Origin of the sequence: Chitinophaga pinensis DSM 2588, from assembly GCF_000024005.1 — a bacterium.
Classification (GTDB): domain Bacteria; phylum Bacteroidota; class Bacteroidia; order Chitinophagales; family Chitinophagaceae; genus Chitinophaga; species Chitinophaga pinensis.
The window spans coordinates 8,122,059-8,143,884 of the sequence record NC_013132.1 but is presented as its reverse complement, the minus strand read 5'-3'; the positions used below and the strand labels follow the sequence as shown (position 1 = coordinate 8,143,884).

The following is a 21,826-nucleotide window of genomic DNA, read 5'->3' as shown; positions in this document are numbered from 1 at the left end:
GCAGCAGGAAATCCTGCCGCACTTCATTGGTTTGAATAATGGATAAATGGTTATCTGGTAATGTTTATACCATTGTCTGAACCGCTACACGCATGTTGCGGGCGGCAGCTACCATGTTGCGTAATGCCTGCTCTGTTTCCGGCCATTTACGGGTTTTAAGTCCGCAGTCCGGATTCACCCATATATTCCGTGCCGGCAACAACTGTATAGCCTTTTCCAGCAGTTCTGTCATTTCAGCTACGGTAGGCACGCGTGGTGAGTGAATATCATATACGCCTGGTCCGATCTCATACGGATAATGGAAAGTGGAGAATACTTCCAGCAATTCCATCTGTGAACGCGATGTTTCTATGGTGATCACATCTGCGTCCATTGCAGCAATATTGCTGATAATATCATTGAATTCTGAATAACACATGTGCGTATGTATCTGTGTGGCATCTTCCACGCCGGAAACTGATACACGGAAGGCTTTTACAGCCCAGTCCAGGTAAGATTGCCAGTCCGCCTGACGTAATGGAAGCCCTTCTCTGATAGCAGGTTCGTCCACCTGTATTACCCGGATGCCTGCCTGTTCAAGATCCACCACTTCATCCCGGATAGCCAATGCTATCTGTAATGTGGTTTCAGCACGTGGCTGATCATCTCTTACAAAAGACCATTGAAGAATGGTAACAGGGCCTGTCAGCATTCCTTTCATCGGTTTGTTTGTCAGCGATTGTGCATAACTGCTCCATTCAACTGTCATCGGTGTACTACGTTGCACATCGCCATATATCACCGGTGGTTTTACGCATCGGGAACCATAGCTCTGTACCCAGCCGTTTTTTGTGAATACAAATCCTTCCAGTTGCTCACCAAAGTATTCCACCATGTCATTACGCTCAAACTCTCCATGTACCAGTACGTCTATGCGCAGGCTTTCCTGTAACTGTACAGAATCCTGTATGGCTTTACGAATAGCTGTATCGTATCCTTCTTTTGTAATATCTCCTTTTTTCAGATCGGCGCGTAGCTTTCTGATATCTTCTGTTTGCGGAAAAGAGCCGATTGTCGTTGTAGGAAACAGCGGCAATTGCAATACTTCTTCCTGTGCTTTCTGACGGGCAGTGAATATGCTTTTACGTGCTGCATCTGCAGGCGTCAGGGCTGCCAGGCGCGCTTTAACAGCTGGTTTATGAATAATAGCAGCTGTTGCTCTTTCCTGCATGGTGTGCTGGTTTGTTTGCAGCAGCAATTCATCATGACCATTCAGAATATCTTTCAACGCGATCACTTCATACACTTTCTGTTTTGCAAAAGCCATCCAGTTTTTGATCTGTGGTGTAAGTACGGATTCGTCTGTTTCCAGTTCAAGATCATAAGGTGTATGCAGCAGTGAACAGGAAGTCGCTATGAGTACTCGTTCTCTTCCAAGGGCTGCAATCGCCTTATTAATCAGCAGGAGGGACGTATCGTAGTTGTTTTTCCATATGTTACGACCATTCACAACACCTACAGAAAGTTGTAAACCGGCAGGTAAAGCCGCCAGTAAAGTATCCAGTTGTTCCGGCGCTCTGACCAGGTCTATATGTAAAGCATCTACCGGCAACTGTGTGGTCAGGGCTGTATTATCCTGTAATCCGCCAAAGTAGGTAGTCAGCAGAAGTTTCAGTGCAGGAACTGCTTTTCTGATCTTCGCATATGCCTGCAGGAAGAGGTCCTGTTGTGCCGGTGTCAGGTCCAGTACAAGGGTAGGTTCATCTATCTGTATCCAGGTAGCGCCTGCCTGGTAAAGTGATTGTAATACTTGGATGTATACCGGTAATAGTTTATCCAGCAAGGCTGGCAGCTGTAAGGATTCCTCTTTTATTTTTCCCAGGAGCAGGAAGCTGACAGGACCTACCAATACAGGTTTGGTATGGATGCCGATCGCCTGTGCTTCTTTGAATTCTTCCAGGCATTTATTGTACAGCAGACTGAATTCCTGTGAAGCATCAAATTCAGGTACCAGGTAATGATAGTTGGTATCAAACCATTTAGTCATTTCCATGGCCGTTGCATCAAATCCGTTTTTCTGATAGCCACGTGCCATCGCGAAATACAGCTCCGGACTGCTCGGTGTAACAAGACTTTCCTTTAATGCCTGGAAACGGGCAGGTATAGCGCCGGTCATGATACACATATCAAGTATCTGATCGTAATAAGAGAAATCATTTGAAGGAATCAGGTCAATTCCTGCCTGATGTAATGTCTCCCAGTTCTGTCGGCGTAACTGTCTGGCGGTAAGCTGTAATTTTTCAAGGGAGATCTTTCCGGTCCAATAGGCTTCATTGGCCTTCTTCAATTCCCGGTTGCTACCAATACGCGGATAGCCAAGAATGTTGGTTTGCATACTTGCATGTTTTTAAAGGAGTGAAATAATAGGAGACTTACTGCAGGTATGCGATACGGGAATGAGAAGGGCAGGGACAGGCGGCAGATCGCTGACGGGATGTCAACAATAGAGTGCCGGCGCTGATAACCTGATGACTGCTCCATATTCGCGAAAGCATACATCAATCTGTCTGTGGCAAGTATCCTGGCTTGTAACAGTTATGACCGTCCTTCTCGTCTGTACGTCTGCAGACGTACCCGACAATGGACATATGCCGGCCATAACCCGGGAGGTTACTTACAGTTGCGCGTCAGCCCGTGATTTACACACGGTTCCTTTTTAATTCCTTCTTTTTTACCGGAAGAACACCGCAAACAGTTATTGAGTGGCATTTAAGTTCCACAACAATATAAGTAACCTTGTTTATTTTCTGTGCAAACTTAGTATTGTGGAACAAAATTATTATAAAGTATTTTTATTTGGTGTTTTGTTCTTATATAGATCTTCATGTAGATGATTGTACTGTTTTGGATCAGAATTGCGATTTAAACAGTGATTTTTTCTGCCGGACATAGAAAACGGGCTGTACTTATTTGCCGGAATCCGAAATTCCTTACGTTTGCAATATGTTCAATAATTATAAATACACGGTAACTGAGCGCTTTATGCGCTATGTACAGATAGATACACAATCAGATCCACTCAGCAAGACCTTTCCTTCCACAGAAAAGCAGAAAGATCTTGGCCGCCTGCTGGTCAGCGAGTTACAGGAAATGGGCATCAAAGATGCCATCATGGATGAACATGGTTATGTGTTTGCCACGATCCCCGGTAATACAGATAAACAGGTGCCTGTTATCTGTTTCTGTTCTCACATGGATACCTCCAGCGATTGTAGTGGTAAAGATGTAAAACCAATTGTTCATCGTCAGTATGACGGAGGCGATATTGCTTTGCCGGAAGAGGGTACGGTGATCAGAGCTACCGAGCATCCTTACCTGGTTTCTAAAAAAGGAGATGATATTATTACCGCCAGTGGAACTACGCTGTTAGGTGCAGATGACAAAGCAGGTGTAGCTGAAATTATGGATGCCGCACAGTTCCTGCTGGCACATCCTGAAATCAAACATGGCGATATCCGTATCCTGTTTACACCGGATGAAGAGGTAGGGCGTGGTGTGGAAAAACTGGATATGCAACGCCTGGGTGCGCAGTTTGGTTATACATTAGATGGTGGTGAACGTGGTTCACTGGAGAATGAAAGCTTTTCTGCAGATGGCGCAAAGATCACCATAAACGGTGTTAGCGTACATCCGGGTACAGCCAAGGATAAATTGGTGAGTGCCATTAAGATAGCCAGCGAAATCGTGGATGCGCTTCCGAAAGACAGTCTGTCACCCGAAACTACGGAAGACCGTCAGGGCTTTATTCACCCGGTAAGGATACACGGTATCGTAGAACATGCGGAGATCGATTTTATACTGCGTGACTTCATAACGGCTAAACTGGAAGATCATGCCGCCTTCCTGCGTAATATTATGAATACGGTGATGGCCCGTTATCCACAGGCCAGCGCCACCCTTACCGTTACACAGCAATACCGCAATATGAGAGAAGTGCTGGACCTGCATCCGGAGGTAACAGCTAATGCAGAAGAAGCCATCCGACGCGCAGGGGTAGAGCCTTTAAGGCTGATCATCCGTGGCGGAACAGACGGTTCCAGACTCTCTTTTATGGGTTTACCCTGTCCGAATATCTTCACTGGTGAGATGGCCCTGCACAGCAAAAATGAGTATGTGAGTATCCAGGACATGGAAAAAGCCGTGCAAACTATTGTCCATCTGGCACAGGTTTGGGAAGAACGTAGCTAATTAGTTCGTTGATTGGCAATATTTTGCCGGAACATACGTTAAATGTTTACCATATTATTGGTATCTTCCTCCCTTGTTGCATTTGAAATATATACTTTTGCAAGGTTAAAAATTTATTCATGCTCTTAGGACTCGTTACATTATTACAGGATTCTCTATTACAGCCAAAGGCAGACACCGTTGCCACAGCGGCTACCGCGGCAGCTGCCGATCAGCAAATCAGACTACTCGACCTGATCGCTAAAGGTGGTGTGCTGATGATACCTTTAGGTATCCTTTCCGTGATCGCTGTTTTCGCTTTCGTGGAAAGATATCTGACCATCTCCAAAGCCGGTAAGCTGGAAGATAACTTTATGCCCATGATCAGGGATCATATCTCCAATGGCAATATCTCCGCTGCCCGCTCTTTGTCAAAAAACACCAACAGTCCTATAGCACGTATGATCGACAAAGGGGTACAACGTATAGGTAAACCTATCGAAAGTATCGAGAAATCCATGGAGAATGTAGGTAAACTGGAAATCTATAAGATGGAAAAGAACCTGGTGATCCTGTCTATTATCGCAGGTATCGCTCCGATGTTCGGATTCCTGGGTACTATCGCAGGTATGATCCAGACGTTCTTTAATATCTCTATCACGTCCGATATCACCCTGGGCACGATTGCTGGTGGTATCTACGTAAAGATGATCACTTCCGCTACAGGTCTGATCATCGGTCTGGTAGCCTACATCGGTTACAGCTTCCTGAATGCACAGATCGATAAGGTGATCAATAAAATGGAAGGCGCTTCAGCAGAGTTCATTGATATTTTGCAGGAACCAACAAGATAAATCATTGATCATCTGTAATTGTAAAATATGAATTTACGCAATAGAAGAAACAAGCGGCATCTGGAGCTGCACAACGGCGCACTGAATGATATCCTGTTCATTCTGTTGCTGTTCTTCCTGATCGTATCTACGCTGGCCAATCCGAATGTGATCAAGCTGACATTGCCCAAAGCAAAGAGCAATACGAAAGCAAGACAAACGGTGGTAGTCAGCATCAATGATAAAAAGGAATTCTTCGTAGGGACAAACAAGGTGCCTTTCGAAAGCCTGAAACAGATGCTGATCCCTGCACTCGGACGTGAAACAGTGGATCCGACCATTGTTATCAACGCAGAAAGAACAGTGCCGGTGGAAGAAGTCGTAAAAGTGATGGAAGTAGCCCGTGAAATCGGGGCAAAAGTGGTATTGGCAACTGCCAATCCACAGAGTAAAGGGTAATAAAACAAGGTATTATACCGCGGTCCGGAATGGCAGTCTGCTATTCCGGACCGCGTTTTTTATACGGGTTGCAGATCGGCTGATGCGGGTTGTACGACTGGCAATATCAGACTGAAAGTAGCGCCTTTCCCATTTTCACTGCTCGCCATAATAGTCCCATGATGGCGTTGTACGATCTTCTTACACAAGGCCAGTCCGAGGCCCGTACCGTCGTATTTGTCCTTTGAATTCAGGCGGGTGAAGGTATCGAATATCTTTTCGCTTTGCTGCTGATCAAAGCCGATACCGTTATCCGTTATCAGAATATTATAACTGGCATCCTCGTGTTGCAGCACCGGCGTCGCTTCAATGGTGATGACAGGTCGCTCCTGCTCAGTAGTGAACTTCAGTGAATTGTTCAGCAGATTATAGAACAACTGGTGTATCAGTATGCGATCGCCCTCTATGACCGGTAGGGGACCCGCATTCACGACTGCATGTTTCTGCTGGATCACGACCTCCAGGTCATTCCTGATCTCTTCTATGATGATGTTCAGGTCTATTTTTTCGTTGATCTTAGGGGCTCCGTTCTGCACAGAGTAGTTGAGCACCCCTTCTATCATGGTAGACATACGCTCTGCGGATGACTGGATCTTATGGAGGTAAGTCTTTCCTCGCTCATTCAGTAAATGTCCCGTTTCATCCTCCAGTCTGGATGTGAATATCTTGATCTTCCGGACCGGTTCTTTCAGGTCATGACTGGCCACGTGTGCAAACTGTTCCAGGGTATCATTAGAGCTCTGTAAAGCGGCATTGACGTTATTGAGCTCATTGGTACGCTCGCTGACACGGGTCTCCAATTGGGCCATTAATTCCTTGCGCTCAGCGATCTCCCTGTACCATTCTATCACGATCCCGGCCGTTCTTGCCAGTAATTCCACCGCTTCCCTGTCTTCCGGAGCAGGTGTTTGTTCTATGCTATAATAGAGTGCAAATGTTGCGATAGGGCGCTGCTGCGAAGAGAGGATCGGTATGGACCAGCAGGCGCGCAAACCATGTGATAAGGCCAGTTCTTTATAATCGGCCCATAAGGGATCATCGGCAATGTTCTGTACGGTAATCTCTTCTCCTCTGAAGGCAGCAGTTCCGCAGGAACCCACAGCCGGGCCGATCTCTACACCGTTGACGGCCTCATTGTAACCGGCAGGCAAACTGGGTGATGCACCATGCAACATCCGCCTGCCCTCCGGATCTATCAGCAGAATGGAGGCCATTAAAGAACCATCTGACTGATCCTCCACTGTTTTTACCAGGGTTTCCAGTACTTCTTTGATAGGTTTGCCGTGTACAGCCTGTTCCAGCGCATATTTTTGTCCCCGGAGAATGATGTCATGTCTCTTTAGCGTCTGCTCTGACCGTTTTCTTTCCGTAACATCACGGGTAACAGCGAGTTGTGAAAATGTGCCATCGCCATTGGGCATCGGAACGGCGTGTGTTTCCATATGGCGCCGGGTACCGTTCAGGCTGATCAGATCAAATTCCCAGTTCAGGCTTTCACCGTTGCATACCCTGTTATGGTTTTCAATCCAGCGGTCCCTGTGTTCAGCGGCGATAATATCAAATACGCAGCATCCTTCAACAGTCTGGGCTTCAGTAGCATCCACCATACACAGCCCGGCCTTGTTCATAAACTGCACAGTCCCGTCCGGGGCTACAATTTTGATACATTCCGGGGTTGCCTCAATCACAGCCTTTAAACGGGCCTCATTCGTGTCTAAAAGATGTTGTACTTGCATCGTCCGCTGTTTATGGAGAATTGAACTTGCATTCCTATCCAAATTTCGGATTATTTAAAGTATATTCTTTAAAATTTTATGCCGTCTGATCACCATTTATTGATTAGATTAGTCTTTATTTTTTTAGGCGTCCATTTAAAAACTCACTAGACTATGAAACTTTGCGTAGCGCAGGCAAGAGCGGTAAAAGGGGACATCCTGACTAACATCGAAAATCACAAGAAAATTATCGATCTCGCAGTATCCAATGGCGCAGATACTATCATCTTCCCTGAATTATCTATCACAGGTTATGAACCTACCCTGGCAAAAGAACTGGCCACAGAACTGCATGACGAAAGACTGAATGTCTTTCAGGATATCAGCGATGAAAAAGCGATTACCATCGGGGTAGGAGTGCCCTTAAAAACGGCTGCAGGTATTACGATCAGTATGGTGCTGTTCCAGCCGCAGGAAAGCCGGCATGTATATGCAAAGAAATATCTCCATGCAGATGAAGACCCCTATTTTGTCAGCGGAGAAAGTAGTCTCAGTCTGCTGGGAGAAGACGGAGATGTGGCGCTGGCCATTTGCTACGAGCTATCCGTTCCACAACATGTAGAGGACGCTTACAAGTGTGGTGCACAGTTTTACCTGGCCAGTTCCGTAAAATCGACGGGTGGCATTGAAAATGCCTTTGACCGTTTGTCCAGAATAGGCTGCGAATATGATATGATGGTCTTATTATCTAACGCAGTAGGAGAATCGGACGGTTTCCAGTGTGCCGGCAAGTCGGCCGTATGGGATAGTACCGGGGCAGTCCTGGAGCAGCTGGATGCTACCAATGAAGGCATCCTGATACTGGATACAGACACCCGCACGGCTATGTCAGTCGTTATCTGACACAAAAAAAGCGCCCCCCGTTAGAGAGACGCTCTTTCTTGCTATAATGAAATGGATGATTATTGTTTTTTCTCCAGCAGTTTGAAGAACTGATCCAGCTGAGGCAGAATCACGATACGTGTACGACGGTTGGTAGCGCGTCCTTCTGGCGTATCATTGCTGGCGATTGGCAGATATTCACTTCTACCTGCCGCAGTGATATGAGCTGGCGGAATATTGTAATCATTCTGCAATACCCTTGTTACAGCAGTAGCTCTTTTCACACTCAGATCCCAGTTGTCCAGTAATACACCTTTCTTATAAGGGTTGCTGTCGGTATGACCTTCTACCATGAATTCGATATCAGGCTGATTTAACAGCACTTTAGCCACTTTACCAAGTACTTCCTTCGCTTTTGGTGTAACATCGTAACTACCGCTTTCAAACAACATCTTATCAGAGATATCGATATACACTACACCTTTTTCCACTTTGATGTTAATATCCTTATCATCCAGGTTACCGATAGCACCTTTCAGGTTCATCACCAGTGCCATGTTCAGGGAGTCTTTACGTGCAATCGCAGACTGCAGGTCCTGTATGTAAGCGTCTTTAGCGCCGATGTTATCCAGTGATTTCTTAATGCTTTCCGCCTGTGAATTACTGATCACAGAGAGATCTTTCAACTGGTTAAGTAAGGTGCTGTTATTTTGTTTGAGCCCTTCCACTCTTTCTTCACTTACGTTTCTGCTGCGTTCAAAAGCTGATGCGGTATCACGCAGGCTGCGCTGGCAATCTTCCAGCTTACCCTGTAAGCTTGCATACTGCGATGACAGTTCCGCGTACTTCGCCTCAGAAGCTTTAAACTTCTTTGTGCTCACGCAGGAGAATAAGAAAATTGGAAGGGATAATGATAGTGCTATGAATCTAAGTTTCATATAAATTGTGTTTGTTTTTAATGACTCTTGCTGTTGTTCTCTTTACTGCCCATAAATCCAACACCATGCCACTTTTTGCTGCGCACTCATGTAGATTCCTGTTAAATTGTTAAAAGACATCAACTAATGGGAAATTCGCAATTCATTATATTGTCTTCTCATAGCTGAAAAGCCTAATCTGATTGTTCTATTTTAGTAGCTGTAGAAATTTTATTTATCCACGAACTCTCGGGTCTCAAAATCTAAAAATCGTATTCAGACATTATGAAGAATGTATTCTTTTTGCGTCTTGCGCTGTGCATGCTGTTGGCGATGCCGGCCATGTTAAAGGCGCAGGTGAAATCAACCGCAAAACAACTGGCAACATTACAACAGGAATTTGTCGATTTGCGTTTCGGTATGTTTATTCACTTTAACATCCCAACATTCGCTGATCAGGACTGGCCTGATCCGGAAGCGCCGGTATCCCTGTTTAATCCTAAAAAACTGGATTGTAACCAATGGGCAGCCACCGCGAAAGCAGCTAATATGAGCTATGGCTGTCTGACCACCAAACATCATAGCGGCTTCTGTATCTGGGATACCAAGACGACAGATTATAATGTGATGAACAGCCCTTACAAGAAAGATGTGGTAAGGGAATATGTAAACGCATTCAGGGCCAAAGGACTGAAAGTTATGCTGTATTACTCTATCCTGGATACCCACCACAAACTGCGTCCGCATGACATTACCCGTCAGCACATCGATATGGTGAAAGCACAGCTGACCGAACTCCTGACCAACTACGGCGAGATCAGTGCACTCATTATCGATGGATGGGATGCTCCATGGTCCAGGATCTCTTATGATGAAGTACCATTTGAAGAGGTTTATCGCCTTATTAAGACCCTGCAACCTAATTGCCTGGTAATGGACCTCAACGCGGCAAAATACCCGACAGAGGCCCTGTTTTACACCGATATCAAGTCTTATGAGCAGGGTGCTGGTCAGCACATCTCTAAAGAAGCAAACAGACTGCCGGCATTATCCTGCCTGCCAATCAACAGCGCATGGTTCTGGAAATCTGATTTCCCGACGACTCCTGTAAAAGATCCGGCAAAACTGGTAGACGACATCCTGGTACCGCTGAATAAAGCATGGTGTAACTTCATCCTGAACGTTGCGCCAAACCGCGACGGTCTGATCGATCCTAACGCTGTTAAAGCACTGGAAGAAGTAGGAAAGCGCTGGAAAAACACAGGTGCTATGCCTGCCTTGACACCAGCAGAAGCACCGATCATCTCTTCTAATATTGCTAAATTCCAGCGCAGCAACTCCAGCTGGAGCAATGATATGAATATCATGGATTTTGCGAATGACGACCGTTTCGGTAGCAGCTGGCAGTCCAACCCGGTTGTAAAACAACCATGGTATGAAATCATCTTTGATAAAGATAAAAGCTTCAATATGATCACCATCGTTGAAGACGGCAGCAATATCAAAAAATACCGCCTGGAATACAACGAAAACGGTGTATGGAAACCAATTACACAAGGTGAAGGTGGCGGTCGTGTGAAGATCCATCGCTTTAACAGAGTATGGGGTGGTAAAGTGCGTATACTGATCGATGAATTCAAAGATGCTCCTGCTATTGCAGAATTCGGTATCTTTGATGAAAGAAGATAAGTACTACTTATAATGCTTATCAGAAAGGCTTTACCCTTCGTTAATCCTTCCATTTTGAATGAAGGATTAACGAAGGATAAAGCCTTTTTAATGCCTGTCTGATTACTCACCATAGCTGCTGCACGAAGTATCTTACGTTACCTGTTAAATGATGTTTTCTCCTTTGTTGGTGTTTAATTTTCTGACTGACAAAAATAATTCCCTACTTACTCATTAAGCACTGGCACTTTTTAAGGAGATTATCAACAGTAATGCGTATGCTTTTCTCGCAGATTATGCATCTGTATTTCGTATATCAATGACAATAATCCGGAGGTAATATTCGGTGTACAGTGCAGGAGGAACGTAGAAAGGAAATCCTGGTCGAAGGACTTAGATAGAATGACTCGGTAAGATTGGGAAAAGCTGCAAATATGATGATGGCTATTATCAGACAAGCGAAGGCCGTCCGCCGATGGTGGACGGCCTTAGGTTTATACATAGTCTATATTCGGTCGTCGTCGAGTAATATGCTGCCGAGACAGATCATTGCTACGTCTTCTATCAGTCCGACAACAGGGTCGGGAGTACGTGTGATCTGCCCTATTTTCTTGCGGGCATAATAAGTTACATAAGCTCCGGCGCAGGCTGCTGCGGCTCCTACAAGCGCTCCCAGCCACATATTCCTTTGTCTGCGCTTACTCACTACAGCACCGGTAATGGCACCTGAAATGCTTCGTCCGACAAGCCCCGCAGGCGCTATTCTGTCGCCGATGCCCGGTAATTTATCCACATAAGCCTCACCGGCAGCCATCATCGTGAGTACTTTATTTTCCGGAAACAGTAACGCCGGCGCCAGTGTAGCGCGGGATCCGGCAATGACGCTTACTCCTGCGATAACAGCAACATCCCTGGTATTCTTTTTCATCCTGTCTGGTTTAAATGGTGAACGCTAATTAATTGCGCGTAAAATCATACCAGTTTCGTAGTGTGGAGTGCTACCAGGTTCGAACTGTATCTGTATTTACGGAGGAAACCCCGTGCTTTTGTGTTTGGGATACGGGCAGCAATGGTGCGCCCAATCAGCCAAATCAGTGAATGTTGATAAAATCTGACTGCACTGCTTAATGTATTGAGCCCTAGTAGTTAGTGGCTTGTATGTGTCGCACTCATGTGGCGTTGCGGGATTATTGTGTGTAGAATGTACTACATTCTGGCATCTATTTTGGGATAGGGACAGTACGAATGGCCTTTCTTCCATTATTTGACCCAGCTACCCCATTTTCCCTCACTTCTTTTTCTCCATTGATGATTGTCATCTGTTTCAGTGCCCGACGGCATACAGGTGCAATTTAACCCCTATTTACAGCGGTGCCGTCGCTTACTTTGCTGTATGCCTGTTATACCCTTTCTCCATTATAACGACTATTCGCAGCTATGCGCAATATGGTCTGATACCAGGCGCAACAGGCCGTGGAAAAAATCCTACGTTTCCATGAAAAAAATAATTAATATTATGCTTTATTATCAGATTATCACATGGCAAAGTATCTGGATTTTTTACAACAGTATCCAAAGAACCTGGGTGATCCTCAAGGAGTTAACGCGGAAGAGATCAAAGCAATAGAGTTACAGTATAATGTAAAGCTTCCCTTAGCCTACGTGGAGTTCATCTCTATATTCGGAAAGAAAAAGGGACGTATTCTGAGAAATTATTCAAGTGAAGTATCCTACCTGGCACAGAACAGGAAAGATGCTGTTAAATCATTGGCAGACACGGGCTCCACCGCCTTTGTAATAAAAGACAGTCACTTCTTCTTCGGCCAGTGGCAGGGACTTTCCTCTTATTTCTTCGATTGTGCGTCAGAAGAAGACGATCCTGCTGTGTATGTCCTGGATGCGGGTAAAGCTGATGTTTTTAAACCCTCCTTTTCTCAGTTGATCAGGGAAGAGCTGAATAAAGTATTGAAGTTTGATGGCGTTATTAAGAAATAACGGTTTGTTACTCTACTCTTGTCACATCCGATAACTTCACAAGACCTGGCATTGTACAGATGGCAAGACATAGTATTGCAGGAGGTGTATCATTTATATGCATATTGAATGCAATGGCATCTCCAAGCTTGTAGTCTGCCGGTAATACCGTCGTGACCGTACTGTCAGATCCAACGATATTCACTTTGTAAATTCTACCCCCTTCCATTGAGGAGCAGCAATTGTCCGATTCAGTTATTATTCCTTTAAAAGTCCTGCTATGGTCTTTTGAGCAGGCAAATGCTGATATTAGGGCACAAATGGTAATAATACGTTTCATTTTCGTTTAGTCTGGTTGATTAATCACGGGGGTTGGAATTGTCAGTTAAACGCGCTGGCGGACTCAAAAGTTACAGGCAGCAGCCGTGAAACGTTTAGGAAGTAAAGGAAATTTATCATGAACACGATGCTCACAGAACAGGAGGCGATACAATTACAGGAAGAGTTGCGTCCAAAGGTGATCCGGACGGACGAACTGCCTGCCCACATCAAACTCATTGCCGGTGTGGATGTAGAATATGACAAGGAAAGCGACCTCATTGCAGGCGCCTTTGTCTTACTTGATTTCAATACCCTTGAAGTAGTGGAAGTAGCCACGCATTGTATGCAGGTCACCTTTCCATATATCCCGGGACTGTTTTCTTTCCGGGAAATGCCGGTATTGCTGGAAGCCTGGAAGAAACTGGAACGCCGGCCAGATCTCGTCATCTGTGACGGACAGGGAATCGCGCATCCCCGTCGCTTCGGACTTGCCTGTCATATGGGGGTACTATTAGATGTACCTGCATTGGGATGTGGTAAAACCCGCTTATTCGGTAAGTATGAAGAACTGGCTGCTGAAAGAGGCGCTGTCAGTCCTTTACTTGCAGAAGACAATGGAGAACATATTGGCAATGCCCTCAGAACACAGAACGGCATCAGTCCTGTATTCGTTTCTACCGGACATAAAGTATCCCTGGATACTGCTACCGCGATGGTACTAAAAATGAGTGTAACATACCGTTTGCCAGAAACAACCCGTAAGGCAGACCACTACGGAAGAGAAGCTTTTATCGCATTCAGAGAAAATCAGGGGAAGGAGCTTTTGTGATAAAATTTATTCTGCTATCTTAACAGGTACCAGCACTAAATCTTACGTTCAATGAAACAAAGGCTCCTTTCGCTCGACTTCTTCCGCGGATTAACTGTCGCTGCCATGATATTGGTGAATAATCCGGGAAGCTGGTCGTATGTCTATCCGCCACTGGAACATTCAAAATGGAATGGCTGTACACCAACAGACCTGGTTTTTCCTTTCTTCCTCTTTATGGTCGGTGTATCGGTTACTTTTGCGCTGAGCAGCAGGAAGGCTGATGTCAGCGGACATACCTCACTGATCATTCATATCATCCGCCGTGCGGCGATACTTTTTGCTATCGGACTGGCTTTTCGTCTGATCCCTTCTTTTGATTTCCATAATCTGAGGATTTTAGGCGTATTACAGCGCATTTCTATCGTTTTCCTTGTTATTTCCTTACTATACTTAAAAACGGGCACTAAGCCCCGTATATGGCTCTGCATTTCGTTCCTGGTGATCTACTGGCTGCTGATGACAGTGGTCCCGGTACCCGGGTATGGTCCGGCCAACCTGGAAGCGGAAACCAATCTGGCTGCCTGGATAGACAGAACAGTACTGGGAGAGCAGCATCTCTGGAAACAGGCCCGCACCTGGGACCCTGAAGGATTGCTTAGTACACTGCCTGCGATATCCACAGGATTGCTGGGTATTATGACCGGCGACTGGTTACGCAGAAAAGATGTGGCGGATGCGGATAAGGTGTCCTGGTTGTTTGCAGCAGGTTTTCTGTCTGTTATCGCAGGGCTGATATGGGATGGCTTTTTCCCGATCAATAAATCATTATGGACAAGTTCCTTTGTTTTGTATACAGGCGGACTGGCAGCTATGGGCCTTGCACTTTCTTACTGGCTCATCGATGTGCAACAGTATAAAAGTATCACGCCTCCTTTCGTAGCATTCGGCCGTAATGCGATCACCGCCTATGTTTTATCCGGCGCCATTCCTATGATATTTAAAGGTATGTCCGGCGGTATGTTCCGCGCATATGGCGCTTTCTTATCTCCGTTCAATGCATCCCTTGCAGCGGCGATCACCCTGGTCATCCTGATGTTCATACCAGTATGGATCATGTATAAAAGAAATATAATCGTAAAAATCTGACACGAACGAAAATGTTATCACCGGGCGGTATTTTTTTTGTATTATTAGGAATCGTCTTGATAAACTAACTGCTAATGCAATCGGAGAGTCACGTGTTATGGTGGAATGCGTTTAAACAGGGGGATTGGGACGCTTTTACTGCGCTCTACGGTGAATTTTATGAATTGTTGAACAATTACGGCCGCAAATTTACGCAGGATGCGGATCTGATCCAGGATGTAGTACATGATCTTTTTGTAAGACTATGGACTACCCGCGCAAGACTGGGCAATCCAGCCTCCGTGAAGAATTACCTGTATAAAGCATTACGCTCTACATTGTTTCGTAAAATACAATCCCTGTCTAAATTTGTAGAACTGGACAATGCATCCGGACAGGGAGCCTTTGCTGTCAACTTTATACCTGATGCCTCTTTCCGCCAGGAAGAACAGGAACTCAGAAATCAGGTCATCGCACTTGTTAATACACTGCCTGCCCGTCAGCAGGAAATCATCTTTCTCCGTTTTTATGAAGGAATGTCCTATGAGGAAATATCCGTCATTATGGACATCAATATGAGCTCCACTTATAAATTATTATATAAGGCCCTCGACAACCTTCATAAAGTGTCAGATAAATGCTTCCTGACCTTCCTCAGCATAATGATATTCCTCTTTAGAAATTTTTCTAAAAAAATTCCGGTAACGGAGGGATAATTTCAGCCATGTCATGTCTAATAGTAGTAAATAGGGGATATCGTGATGAACAATGAAAAATATACGACGTATACACTGGAGAATTTCCTGGATGATGACGCCTTCATTAAATGGGTGTCAGGCAAAGAGCAGGACGTTCTTGTAGCACAGTTCTGGAGCGAATTCCCTGTACAGTACCCTTCAGCTGCTGAGAATTTCAATTTTGCAGTCAGTGTGATCCGTACTTACCGTTCGCAGGAAATCTGGGAAAACAAGGACAATAAAGCGCATTTGCTGGACAGGATCACTGCCACTATTGCAGCAGAGGAATCCCGTCGTCCAGGTATCTTCCGCAGAATGAATGTCTGGGTACGAGCAGCCGCTATCGCATTGGTAGCTACTGCCGGCGGATACCTGATCTATAGTAAGCTGAACAGGCCACACATAGAGATGATCGCTACAGGATACGGCGAGAAAAGAACGATCACCCTGCCCGATCATTCAGTAGTGACATTGAACGCAACCTCTTCTATCTCCTTCCAGGAAAAATGGGATACGATCGCTCCCAGAGAAGTATGGATAGAAGGAGAGGCTTTCTTCGATGTCAAACACCTGAACAGGGATACCACCAATGTAAGACCCGGTCAACGTTTCCTGGTACACAGCAATGGACTGACCATCGAAGTACTGGGTACTTCATTTAATGTAAGAAGCCGCCACGGAAAAACAAAAGTAGGACTGGTAACAGGTAAAATACAGGTAGGGTTCAAAGAAGGACCAGCTGCGCCCAAAGCAGTGGTCATGTTGCCTGGAGATTATATCGAGTATGCAGACAATCATTTATTGCTAACCAAAAAAATAAACAAACCAGAATCGATCAGACGTTGGATACAGGTACCACTGACGTTTACCGATGCCACTTTAGGAGAAATAATAGAGACATTACAGGATAATTACGGTTATACTGTAAAGGTCAGTGAACAATCCATCAAAAAGCTAAAGATAGAGGGAGATATTAACGTAGCTAATGTAGAAGAACTATTGACTGTAATTACCACTACGCTCAACGTCAGAATTGAACAGCCTTCAGAGAAGGAATTAGTCATCGCTTCAGGAAAGTAAACGGTGTGAAAAACACACGCTTAACGCGGGAATACTAGGACACGTAAAAAAAAACTATGAACATTTTGAACCAAAATCTCGTTTTGGGGCTGCTCTCTTGTGCCCTGCTGCCAGGTATTGCCATATCTGTCAGCGCACAGACGCCCTCGATGTATGCCATGAGGCAGTCTGATAAGATCCCTGTAAAACACGTATCTGCCACTGTGTCCCTTAAAGAAGCTTTAATAAAGCTAAAGAAATTTCAAAATGTCCGTATCGCTTATAAAGAGGGATTACTGGATGGGAAACTGATATCAGCAGAACTAATGGAAAAAGCGGAAAGCATGGAGACAGAAGCAGCATTACGCCTGCTCTTGTCTGACTTTGCGCTTGCTTATATGCGTGTCAATAAAACACAATATTCTATATATACACCTTCAGCATCCACTATCCTCAACGTGAACAGTCTGATGGCTGATAAACTGAAAGGTAAAGTAACCGGTCCTGATGGTTCGCCTGTACCTGGTGCAAGCATTGTACTCAAAGGTAATTCCAATGTGGCAGCTATGGCCGGTCCTGATGGTAGCTTCGAACTGAACCTCAAAGGCGCTACACCGCCTTTTGTACTGGTGATCAGCTCCATGGGTTTTGCTAAGAAAGAAGTAAATGTAACCGATGCTGATGCGCCACTGGCTATCAGTCTGGCAGAATCGAATGAATCATTATCTGAAGTAGTAGTGACGGCATTGGGTATCAGAAAGGAAAAGAAAGCCCTGGTATACGCAGTATCTGAAGTAAAAGGTAGTGAATTCACACAGGCACGTGAAGTGAACGTTGCAAATGCATTGAGCGGAAAGATTCCTGGTGTGAATGCAACCAGTCTGGCGAGCGGTCCTGGTGGTTCCAGCCGTGTCATCATCCGTGGTAACAGCTCATTGGGTAGTAATAACCAGCCACTGTATGTAGTGAATGGTATGCCGATCGATAATACGACACCGGGTGGTGCGCCGACTACAGGTGGTGGCGGACAAAACGTAGACAGAGGCGATGGTATCGGTGGTATCAACCCGGATGATATCGAAACTATCAGTGTACTGAAAGGTGGATCTGCTGCGGCGCTGTATGGCTCCCGTGCTGCAAATGGTGTGATTGTGATTACCACTAAAAAAGGTCGTGCACGTAAAGGTATCGGTGTTGATTACAATACAACCATGACATTGGAATCGCCTGCTGTATTGCCTGACTGGCAGTATGAATATGGTCAGGGTGACAAAGGTCTGAAGCCGACTTCACAGGCAGAGGCGATCACCTACGGCCGCCGTTCATGGGGTACTAAAATGGATGGTACAGAATATGTAGCTTTCGATGGGAAAATGCATTCATATACTCCACAGAAAGATAATATCAAAAACTTCTACCGTACCGGATCTACTTTTACCAATACAGTAGCCTTCAACGGTGGTAGCGAAGCAGTAAATTTCCGCTTCTCCCTCTCAAATACCAACAGTAAAGCTATCATTCCAAATTCAAAGTTCGACAAGAAGATTGCGAACCTGAACCTGAATGCTTTCCTGGGTAAAAAACTGAGCATAGAAGCTATAGCGCAATATAATGTTGAGAATGCAACCAACCGTCCCAGTTCCGGGGATGCCACCGGTAACCCCAACTGGGGCGTTTATATGGTAGCCAACACAGTTGACGTACGCTGGATGGATCCGGGTTATGATGAAACCGGTCGTGAGATCCAGTGGAATGAAACAGCCTACGCTTCCAACCCTTATTTTGTTGTCAACAGATTTAAAAACAACGATACCAAAAACCGTTTCATCGGTCAGGCCAGCGTTAAATATGATCTGCTGAAAAATCTCTACGTAAAAGGAACAGTGAGCCGTGACTTTTTTGATTACAACTACATCGGTATCATCCCAACCGGTACTGTGTACACAACCGGCGCAGCAGGTGAATACAGTGAACTGAGAAACTCTGTAGCTGAAACTAACTCTATGGTAACTGCCGGTTACAACACCAAGATCGCAGGTAACATCGGCGTGAATGCTTTGGTAGGTGCTAATGCCCGTCGTTTTAATACCAACCAGACGGCTATTGCAGGTACACAGTTTATCATTCCGTTCTTCTACAGCTCTACTAACCTGACCACCTCTACAACTACGCCAACAAGAGGTAAAGTAGCGACCAACTCAGTATTTGGTTCCCTGGACCTGGATTACAAATCCATCTTCTTCCTGAACTTTACAGCGCGTCAGGACTGGTTCTCCACACTGAGTCCACAGAGCAACAGCATTCTATATCCTTCAGTAGGTGGTAGCTTTATCCTCTCTGATGCGGTGAAGATGCCAAAGGCAATCAGCTTTGCAAAACTGCGTGCTTCATGGGCACAGGTAGGTGGTGCAACGCCGGATCCATATATCCTGAATCAGACATATACGATGTTACAGGGAGGTCACCTGGGTCGTCCGGTACAGCAGGTAACGCAGTCTAATGCAGTGAACCTGGTAACCAACTCTACCCTGAAACCATTGACCTCTACTACATATGAAGTTGGTGGTGAAGCGCAGTTCCTGAATAACAGATTGGGCATTGACCTGACGTACTACAAGAAACAGACGACAGACGATATCGTAAGCACTGCGATCTCTACCGCCTCCGGTTATAACAATGCGTTACTGAACGTAGGTAAACTCTCCAACAAAGGCGTTGAATTACTCCTGACAGGTACGCCAATCAAACGTAAAGACTTTTCCTGGAATGTGAGCTACAACATGGCCTACAATGTCAGTAAAGTAGAACAGCTGGCTGCAGGTCTGAATACCCTGCAAATGGCGACAAGCGTAGGTAGCTGGGCATTTGTACACAACACAGTAGGACAGCCTTATGGTATCATCATGGGTTACACTACTGTACAGAATGAAAAAGGACAGACCGTTTACAACAGTACCTCCGGCTATGAGCAGAAAAGTGAACTGAAAGCATTAGGCAGAGGTGTACCGCCGCTGACAATGGGTCTGAGCAACACGTTTAACTACAAACGCCTGTCCCTCGACATCCTGGTAGACGGCAAGTTTGGCAACAAAGTATTCTCCGGTACGGATGTATATGCGACCCGTTTTGGTCTGCACAAGAAAACACTCGTAGGCAGAGAAAATGGTATTGAACTGAATGGTGTGGATGAAAAAGGAAATGACTATCATAACACGATTCCGGTAGCCAATCTGCGTCTTTACTACGATAACACGAAGAACTACACGGATCATTTCCTGTATGACGGCAGCTTTGTGAAATTACGCCAGGTGGTATTCAGCTACCAGATTCCGGTAGCGAAACTCAAAATCGTACAGAGTGCTTCCTTGTCTTTCGTAGCACGTAACCTGCTGATCCTTTACAAGAAGACCGACAACTTCGATCCGGAATCCAGCTACACAAACGGCAATGCACAAGGTTTCGAAGCATTTGGTATGCCTCGTACAAGAAGCTTTGGTGCTAACCTGATGGTGAAATTCTAATCTCTTAAAACTACTACGGATGAAAATGCGCTTTAACTTTCTCATATATACAGCAGTCGCTTCTATGCTGACTTTTCAATCCTGTGATAAAGGATTCGAAGAAATGAACATCAACCCGGATGCATCTACTACTGTACAGCCTGAATATATGTTCAGTAAGGCTTTACTGGATGCGTTTGGTAACAGTTACTTCGCTACTGATGTACTGGCTTGTGGTGGCTCTATGCAGCATTTCGCTACTTATAAAGATGTACCAGGTATCGGTGATAAATATTATTTCCAGCAGGGTACTTATCCTTATGATTATTTCACAACCGGATATACTACAGCGGTAAACGAAATCGGTACTACGATCAATGCATTGAATCCTGATGCGCCTGCAGATGTGAATAAACATGCCATCGCACGTATCTTCCGTGTGTATATCATGCACCGCCTTACTGATCTCTATGGGGATATTCCTTATTCCGCGGCAGTAAAAGGGTATACGGAGAATGATTTCACACCGGCATATGATACACAGGAAGCTATCTATAACGATATGCTGAAAGAGCTGGATGAAGCGGCCGCAAAACTGAATCCTGCTACAGCTACTTTCGGTGCGGGTGATTTTATCTATTCCGGTGATGTAACAAGATGGAAGAAATTCGCTTATTCCCTGATGTTACGTCTGGGTATGCGTATCTCCAGAAAATCTCCTGCTGTAGCGCAAACCTGGGTGAAGAAAGCGATTGATGGCGGTGTGGTTACAACAGATGCAGATATCGCTACCATGAAATATGTAGATGGTTCACAGGCGATCAACCGTAATCCGGCTGCTGCCAGTATGTTGTCCAATGACTATGCAGTAGCGAACGGTAACAGCAATACCGAAGGTGGTAAGCTGGCGCAGACCTTCATCGATGTGCTGAAAACGAATAAAGATCCCCGTCTGAATGTAATAGCAATCGTATGGAACAATGGTAAAGCAGACACCAGTACAGCTTTGCAGAAGGGAATGCCCAATGGTTTGCTGAATAAACCAACTGATTTTCCAAGCCTTTCCGAGCCTAATCCGGCTACTATTTTACAATACAATGCACCGTTTATTATCATCAGTGCTGCTGAAGTAAATCTGCTGCTGGCAGAAGCTGCTGTACAGGGATGGTGGGAAGGAAACGCTGCTACTGCTTTCTCCAATGCAATAGGCGCTTCTATGCGTAACTGGGCATTGTTCGGTAGCGGAGGGGTGATTGCATCGGAAAAGATTACCGCTTATCAGGCGGCACATCCGCTGACAGGTAGCGCAGAAGCGATGAAAGCAATGATTGGTCAGGAGAAATGGGTAGCGTTATTCCTGGACGAACAGGAGATACATGCCAACTGGCGTCGTACCGGTTATCCAGCACTGACACCGGTGAATGTAGCTGGTAATACAACGGGTGGTACTATTCCACGTCGCCTGCTGTATCCACCTTCTGAAGAAAGTGTGAACAGTGAAAGCCTGGCTGAAGCTATCAGCCGTCAGGGAGCGAATCTTATGACAACCCGCGTATGGTGGGATAAAAATAACTAATACC

General features: G+C 45.4%; 17 protein-coding genes and 1 riboswitch. Of the genes, 12 read left to right on the top strand and 5 right to left on the bottom strand.

Annotated features, from left to right (window positions below):
• Window positions 1-64: 64 nt before the first annotated feature.
• Complete coding sequence (gene metE / locus CPIN_RS32060) at window positions 65-2,374, bottom strand: 5-methyltetrahydropteroyltriglutamate--homocysteine S-methyltransferase (RefSeq protein WP_012794049.1); 2,310 nt, start codon at window positions 2,372-2,374, stop codon at window positions 65-67.
• A gap of 159 nt (window positions 2,375-2,533) precedes the next feature.
• Window positions 2,534-2,744, bottom strand: a riboswitch (cobalamin riboswitch).
• 238 nt (window positions 2,745-2,982) lie between these two features.
• Between metE and pepT the strand changes: the two genes are divergently transcribed.
• From pepT to CPIN_RS32045, 3 genes are all read left to right on the top strand, one after another.
• The gene (pepT, locus tag CPIN_RS32055; protein ID WP_012794048.1) at window positions 2,983-4,227 is read left to right on the top strand and encodes a peptidase T; all 1,245 of its coding nucleotides are present in this window, start codon (window positions 2,983-2,985) and stop codon (window positions 4,225-4,227) included.
• A 119-nt stretch (window positions 4,228-4,346) separates the two neighbouring features.
• The gene (locus CPIN_RS32050) at window positions 4,347-5,060 is read left to right on the top strand and encodes a MotA/TolQ/ExbB proton channel family protein (protein ID WP_012794047.1); all 714 of its coding nucleotides are present in this window, start codon (window positions 4,347-4,349) and stop codon (window positions 5,058-5,060) included.
• A 27-nt stretch (window positions 5,061-5,087) separates the two neighbouring features.
• Window positions 5,088-5,498 carry a biopolymer transporter ExbD gene (locus CPIN_RS32045; RefSeq protein WP_012794046.1) on the top strand — a complete coding sequence of 137 codons (411 nt, stop codon included), beginning with the start codon at window positions 5,088-5,090 and terminating at the stop codon, window positions 5,496-5,498.
• Window positions 5,499-5,557: 59 nt separating this feature from the next.
• On the opposite strand, the gene CPIN_RS37285 is transcribed toward CPIN_RS32045, so the two are convergent.
• Window positions 5,558-7,273: a sensor histidine kinase gene (locus CPIN_RS37285; protein WP_012794045.1), complete on the bottom strand. Its 1,716-nt coding sequence runs from the start codon at window positions 7,271-7,273 to the stop codon at window positions 5,558-5,560.
• A 153-nt stretch (window positions 7,274-7,426) separates the two neighbouring features.
• Here CPIN_RS37285 and CPIN_RS32035 point away from each other — a divergent pair, with 153 nt between their 5' ends.
• A complete protein-coding gene (locus CPIN_RS32035) occupies window positions 7,427-8,155 on the top strand; it encodes a carbon-nitrogen hydrolase family protein (RefSeq protein ID WP_012794044.1) in 729 nt (242 codons plus the stop codon).
• A 59-nt stretch (window positions 8,156-8,214) separates the two neighbouring features.
• On the opposite strand, the gene CPIN_RS32030 is transcribed toward CPIN_RS32035, so the two are convergent.
• The gene (locus CPIN_RS32030; RefSeq protein WP_012794043.1) at window positions 8,215-9,072 is read right to left on the bottom strand and encodes an OmpA family protein; all 858 of its coding nucleotides are present in this window, start codon (window positions 9,070-9,072) and stop codon (window positions 8,215-8,217) included.
• 264 nt (window positions 9,073-9,336) lie between these two features.
• Between CPIN_RS32030 and CPIN_RS32025 the strand changes: the two genes are divergently transcribed.
• The gene (locus CPIN_RS32025; RefSeq protein ID WP_012794042.1) at window positions 9,337-10,740 is read left to right on the top strand and encodes an alpha-L-fucosidase; all 1,404 of its coding nucleotides are present in this window, start codon (window positions 9,337-9,339) and stop codon (window positions 10,738-10,740) included.
• Window positions 10,741-11,224: 484 nt separating this feature from the next.
• On the opposite strand, the gene CPIN_RS32020 is transcribed toward CPIN_RS32025, so the two are convergent.
• Window positions 11,225-11,647 carry a hypothetical protein gene (locus CPIN_RS32020; protein ID WP_012794041.1) on the bottom strand — a complete coding sequence of 141 codons (423 nt, stop codon included), beginning with the start codon at window positions 11,645-11,647 and terminating at the stop codon, window positions 11,225-11,227.
• A gap of 611 nt (window positions 11,648-12,258) precedes the next feature.
• Here CPIN_RS32020 and CPIN_RS32015 point away from each other — a divergent pair.
• Window positions 12,259-12,714, top strand: coding sequence for an SMI1/KNR4 family protein (locus CPIN_RS32015; RefSeq protein WP_012794040.1), 456 nt, complete (start codon window positions 12,259-12,261; stop codon window positions 12,712-12,714).
• Between the two features lie 7 nt (window positions 12,715-12,721).
• Here CPIN_RS32015 and CPIN_RS32010 read toward each other — a convergent pair whose 3' ends face one another.
• Window positions 12,722-12,922, bottom strand: a complete 201-nt coding sequence (locus CPIN_RS32010) for a hypothetical protein (protein WP_044220213.1) — start codon at window positions 12,920-12,922, stop codon at window positions 12,722-12,724.
• Between the two features lie 228 nt (window positions 12,923-13,150).
• Here CPIN_RS32010 and nfi point away from each other — a divergent pair, with 228 nt between their 5' ends.
• The 6 genes from nfi (at window position 13,151) to CPIN_RS31980 (ending at window position 21,822) form a co-directional block, all read left to right on the top strand.
• On the top strand, window positions 13,151-13,843 hold the full coding sequence (gene nfi / locus CPIN_RS32005; RefSeq protein WP_012794038.1) for a deoxyribonuclease V: 693 nt from the start codon (window positions 13,151-13,153) through the stop codon (window positions 13,841-13,843).
• A 51-nt stretch (window positions 13,844-13,894) separates the two neighbouring features.
• On the top strand, window positions 13,895-14,971 hold the full coding sequence (locus tag CPIN_RS32000) for an acyltransferase family protein (RefSeq protein WP_012794037.1): 1,077 nt from the start codon (window positions 13,895-13,897) through the stop codon (window positions 14,969-14,971).
• A 74-nt stretch (window positions 14,972-15,045) separates the two neighbouring features.
• Window positions 15,046-15,666, top strand: coding sequence for an RNA polymerase sigma factor (locus CPIN_RS31995; protein ID WP_012794036.1), 621 nt, complete (start codon window positions 15,046-15,048; stop codon window positions 15,664-15,666).
• A gap of 45 nt (window positions 15,667-15,711) precedes the next feature.
• Window positions 15,712-16,767 (top strand): FecR family protein, encoded by a 1,056-nt coding sequence (locus CPIN_RS37280; RefSeq protein WP_012794035.1) that lies wholly within the window; start codon window positions 15,712-15,714, stop codon window positions 16,765-16,767.
• 56 nt (window positions 16,768-16,823) lie between these two features.
• Window positions 16,824-20,267 (top strand): SusC/RagA family TonB-linked outer membrane protein, encoded by a 3,444-nt coding sequence (locus CPIN_RS31985; RefSeq protein WP_012794034.1) that lies wholly within the window; start codon window positions 16,824-16,826, stop codon window positions 20,265-20,267.
• 19 nt (window positions 20,268-20,286) lie between these two features.
• Complete coding sequence (locus tag CPIN_RS31980) at window positions 20,287-21,822, top strand: SusD/RagB family nutrient-binding outer membrane lipoprotein (RefSeq protein WP_012794033.1); 1,536 nt, start codon at window positions 20,287-20,289, stop codon at window positions 21,820-21,822.
• Window positions 21,823-21,826 lie beyond the last annotated feature (4 nt).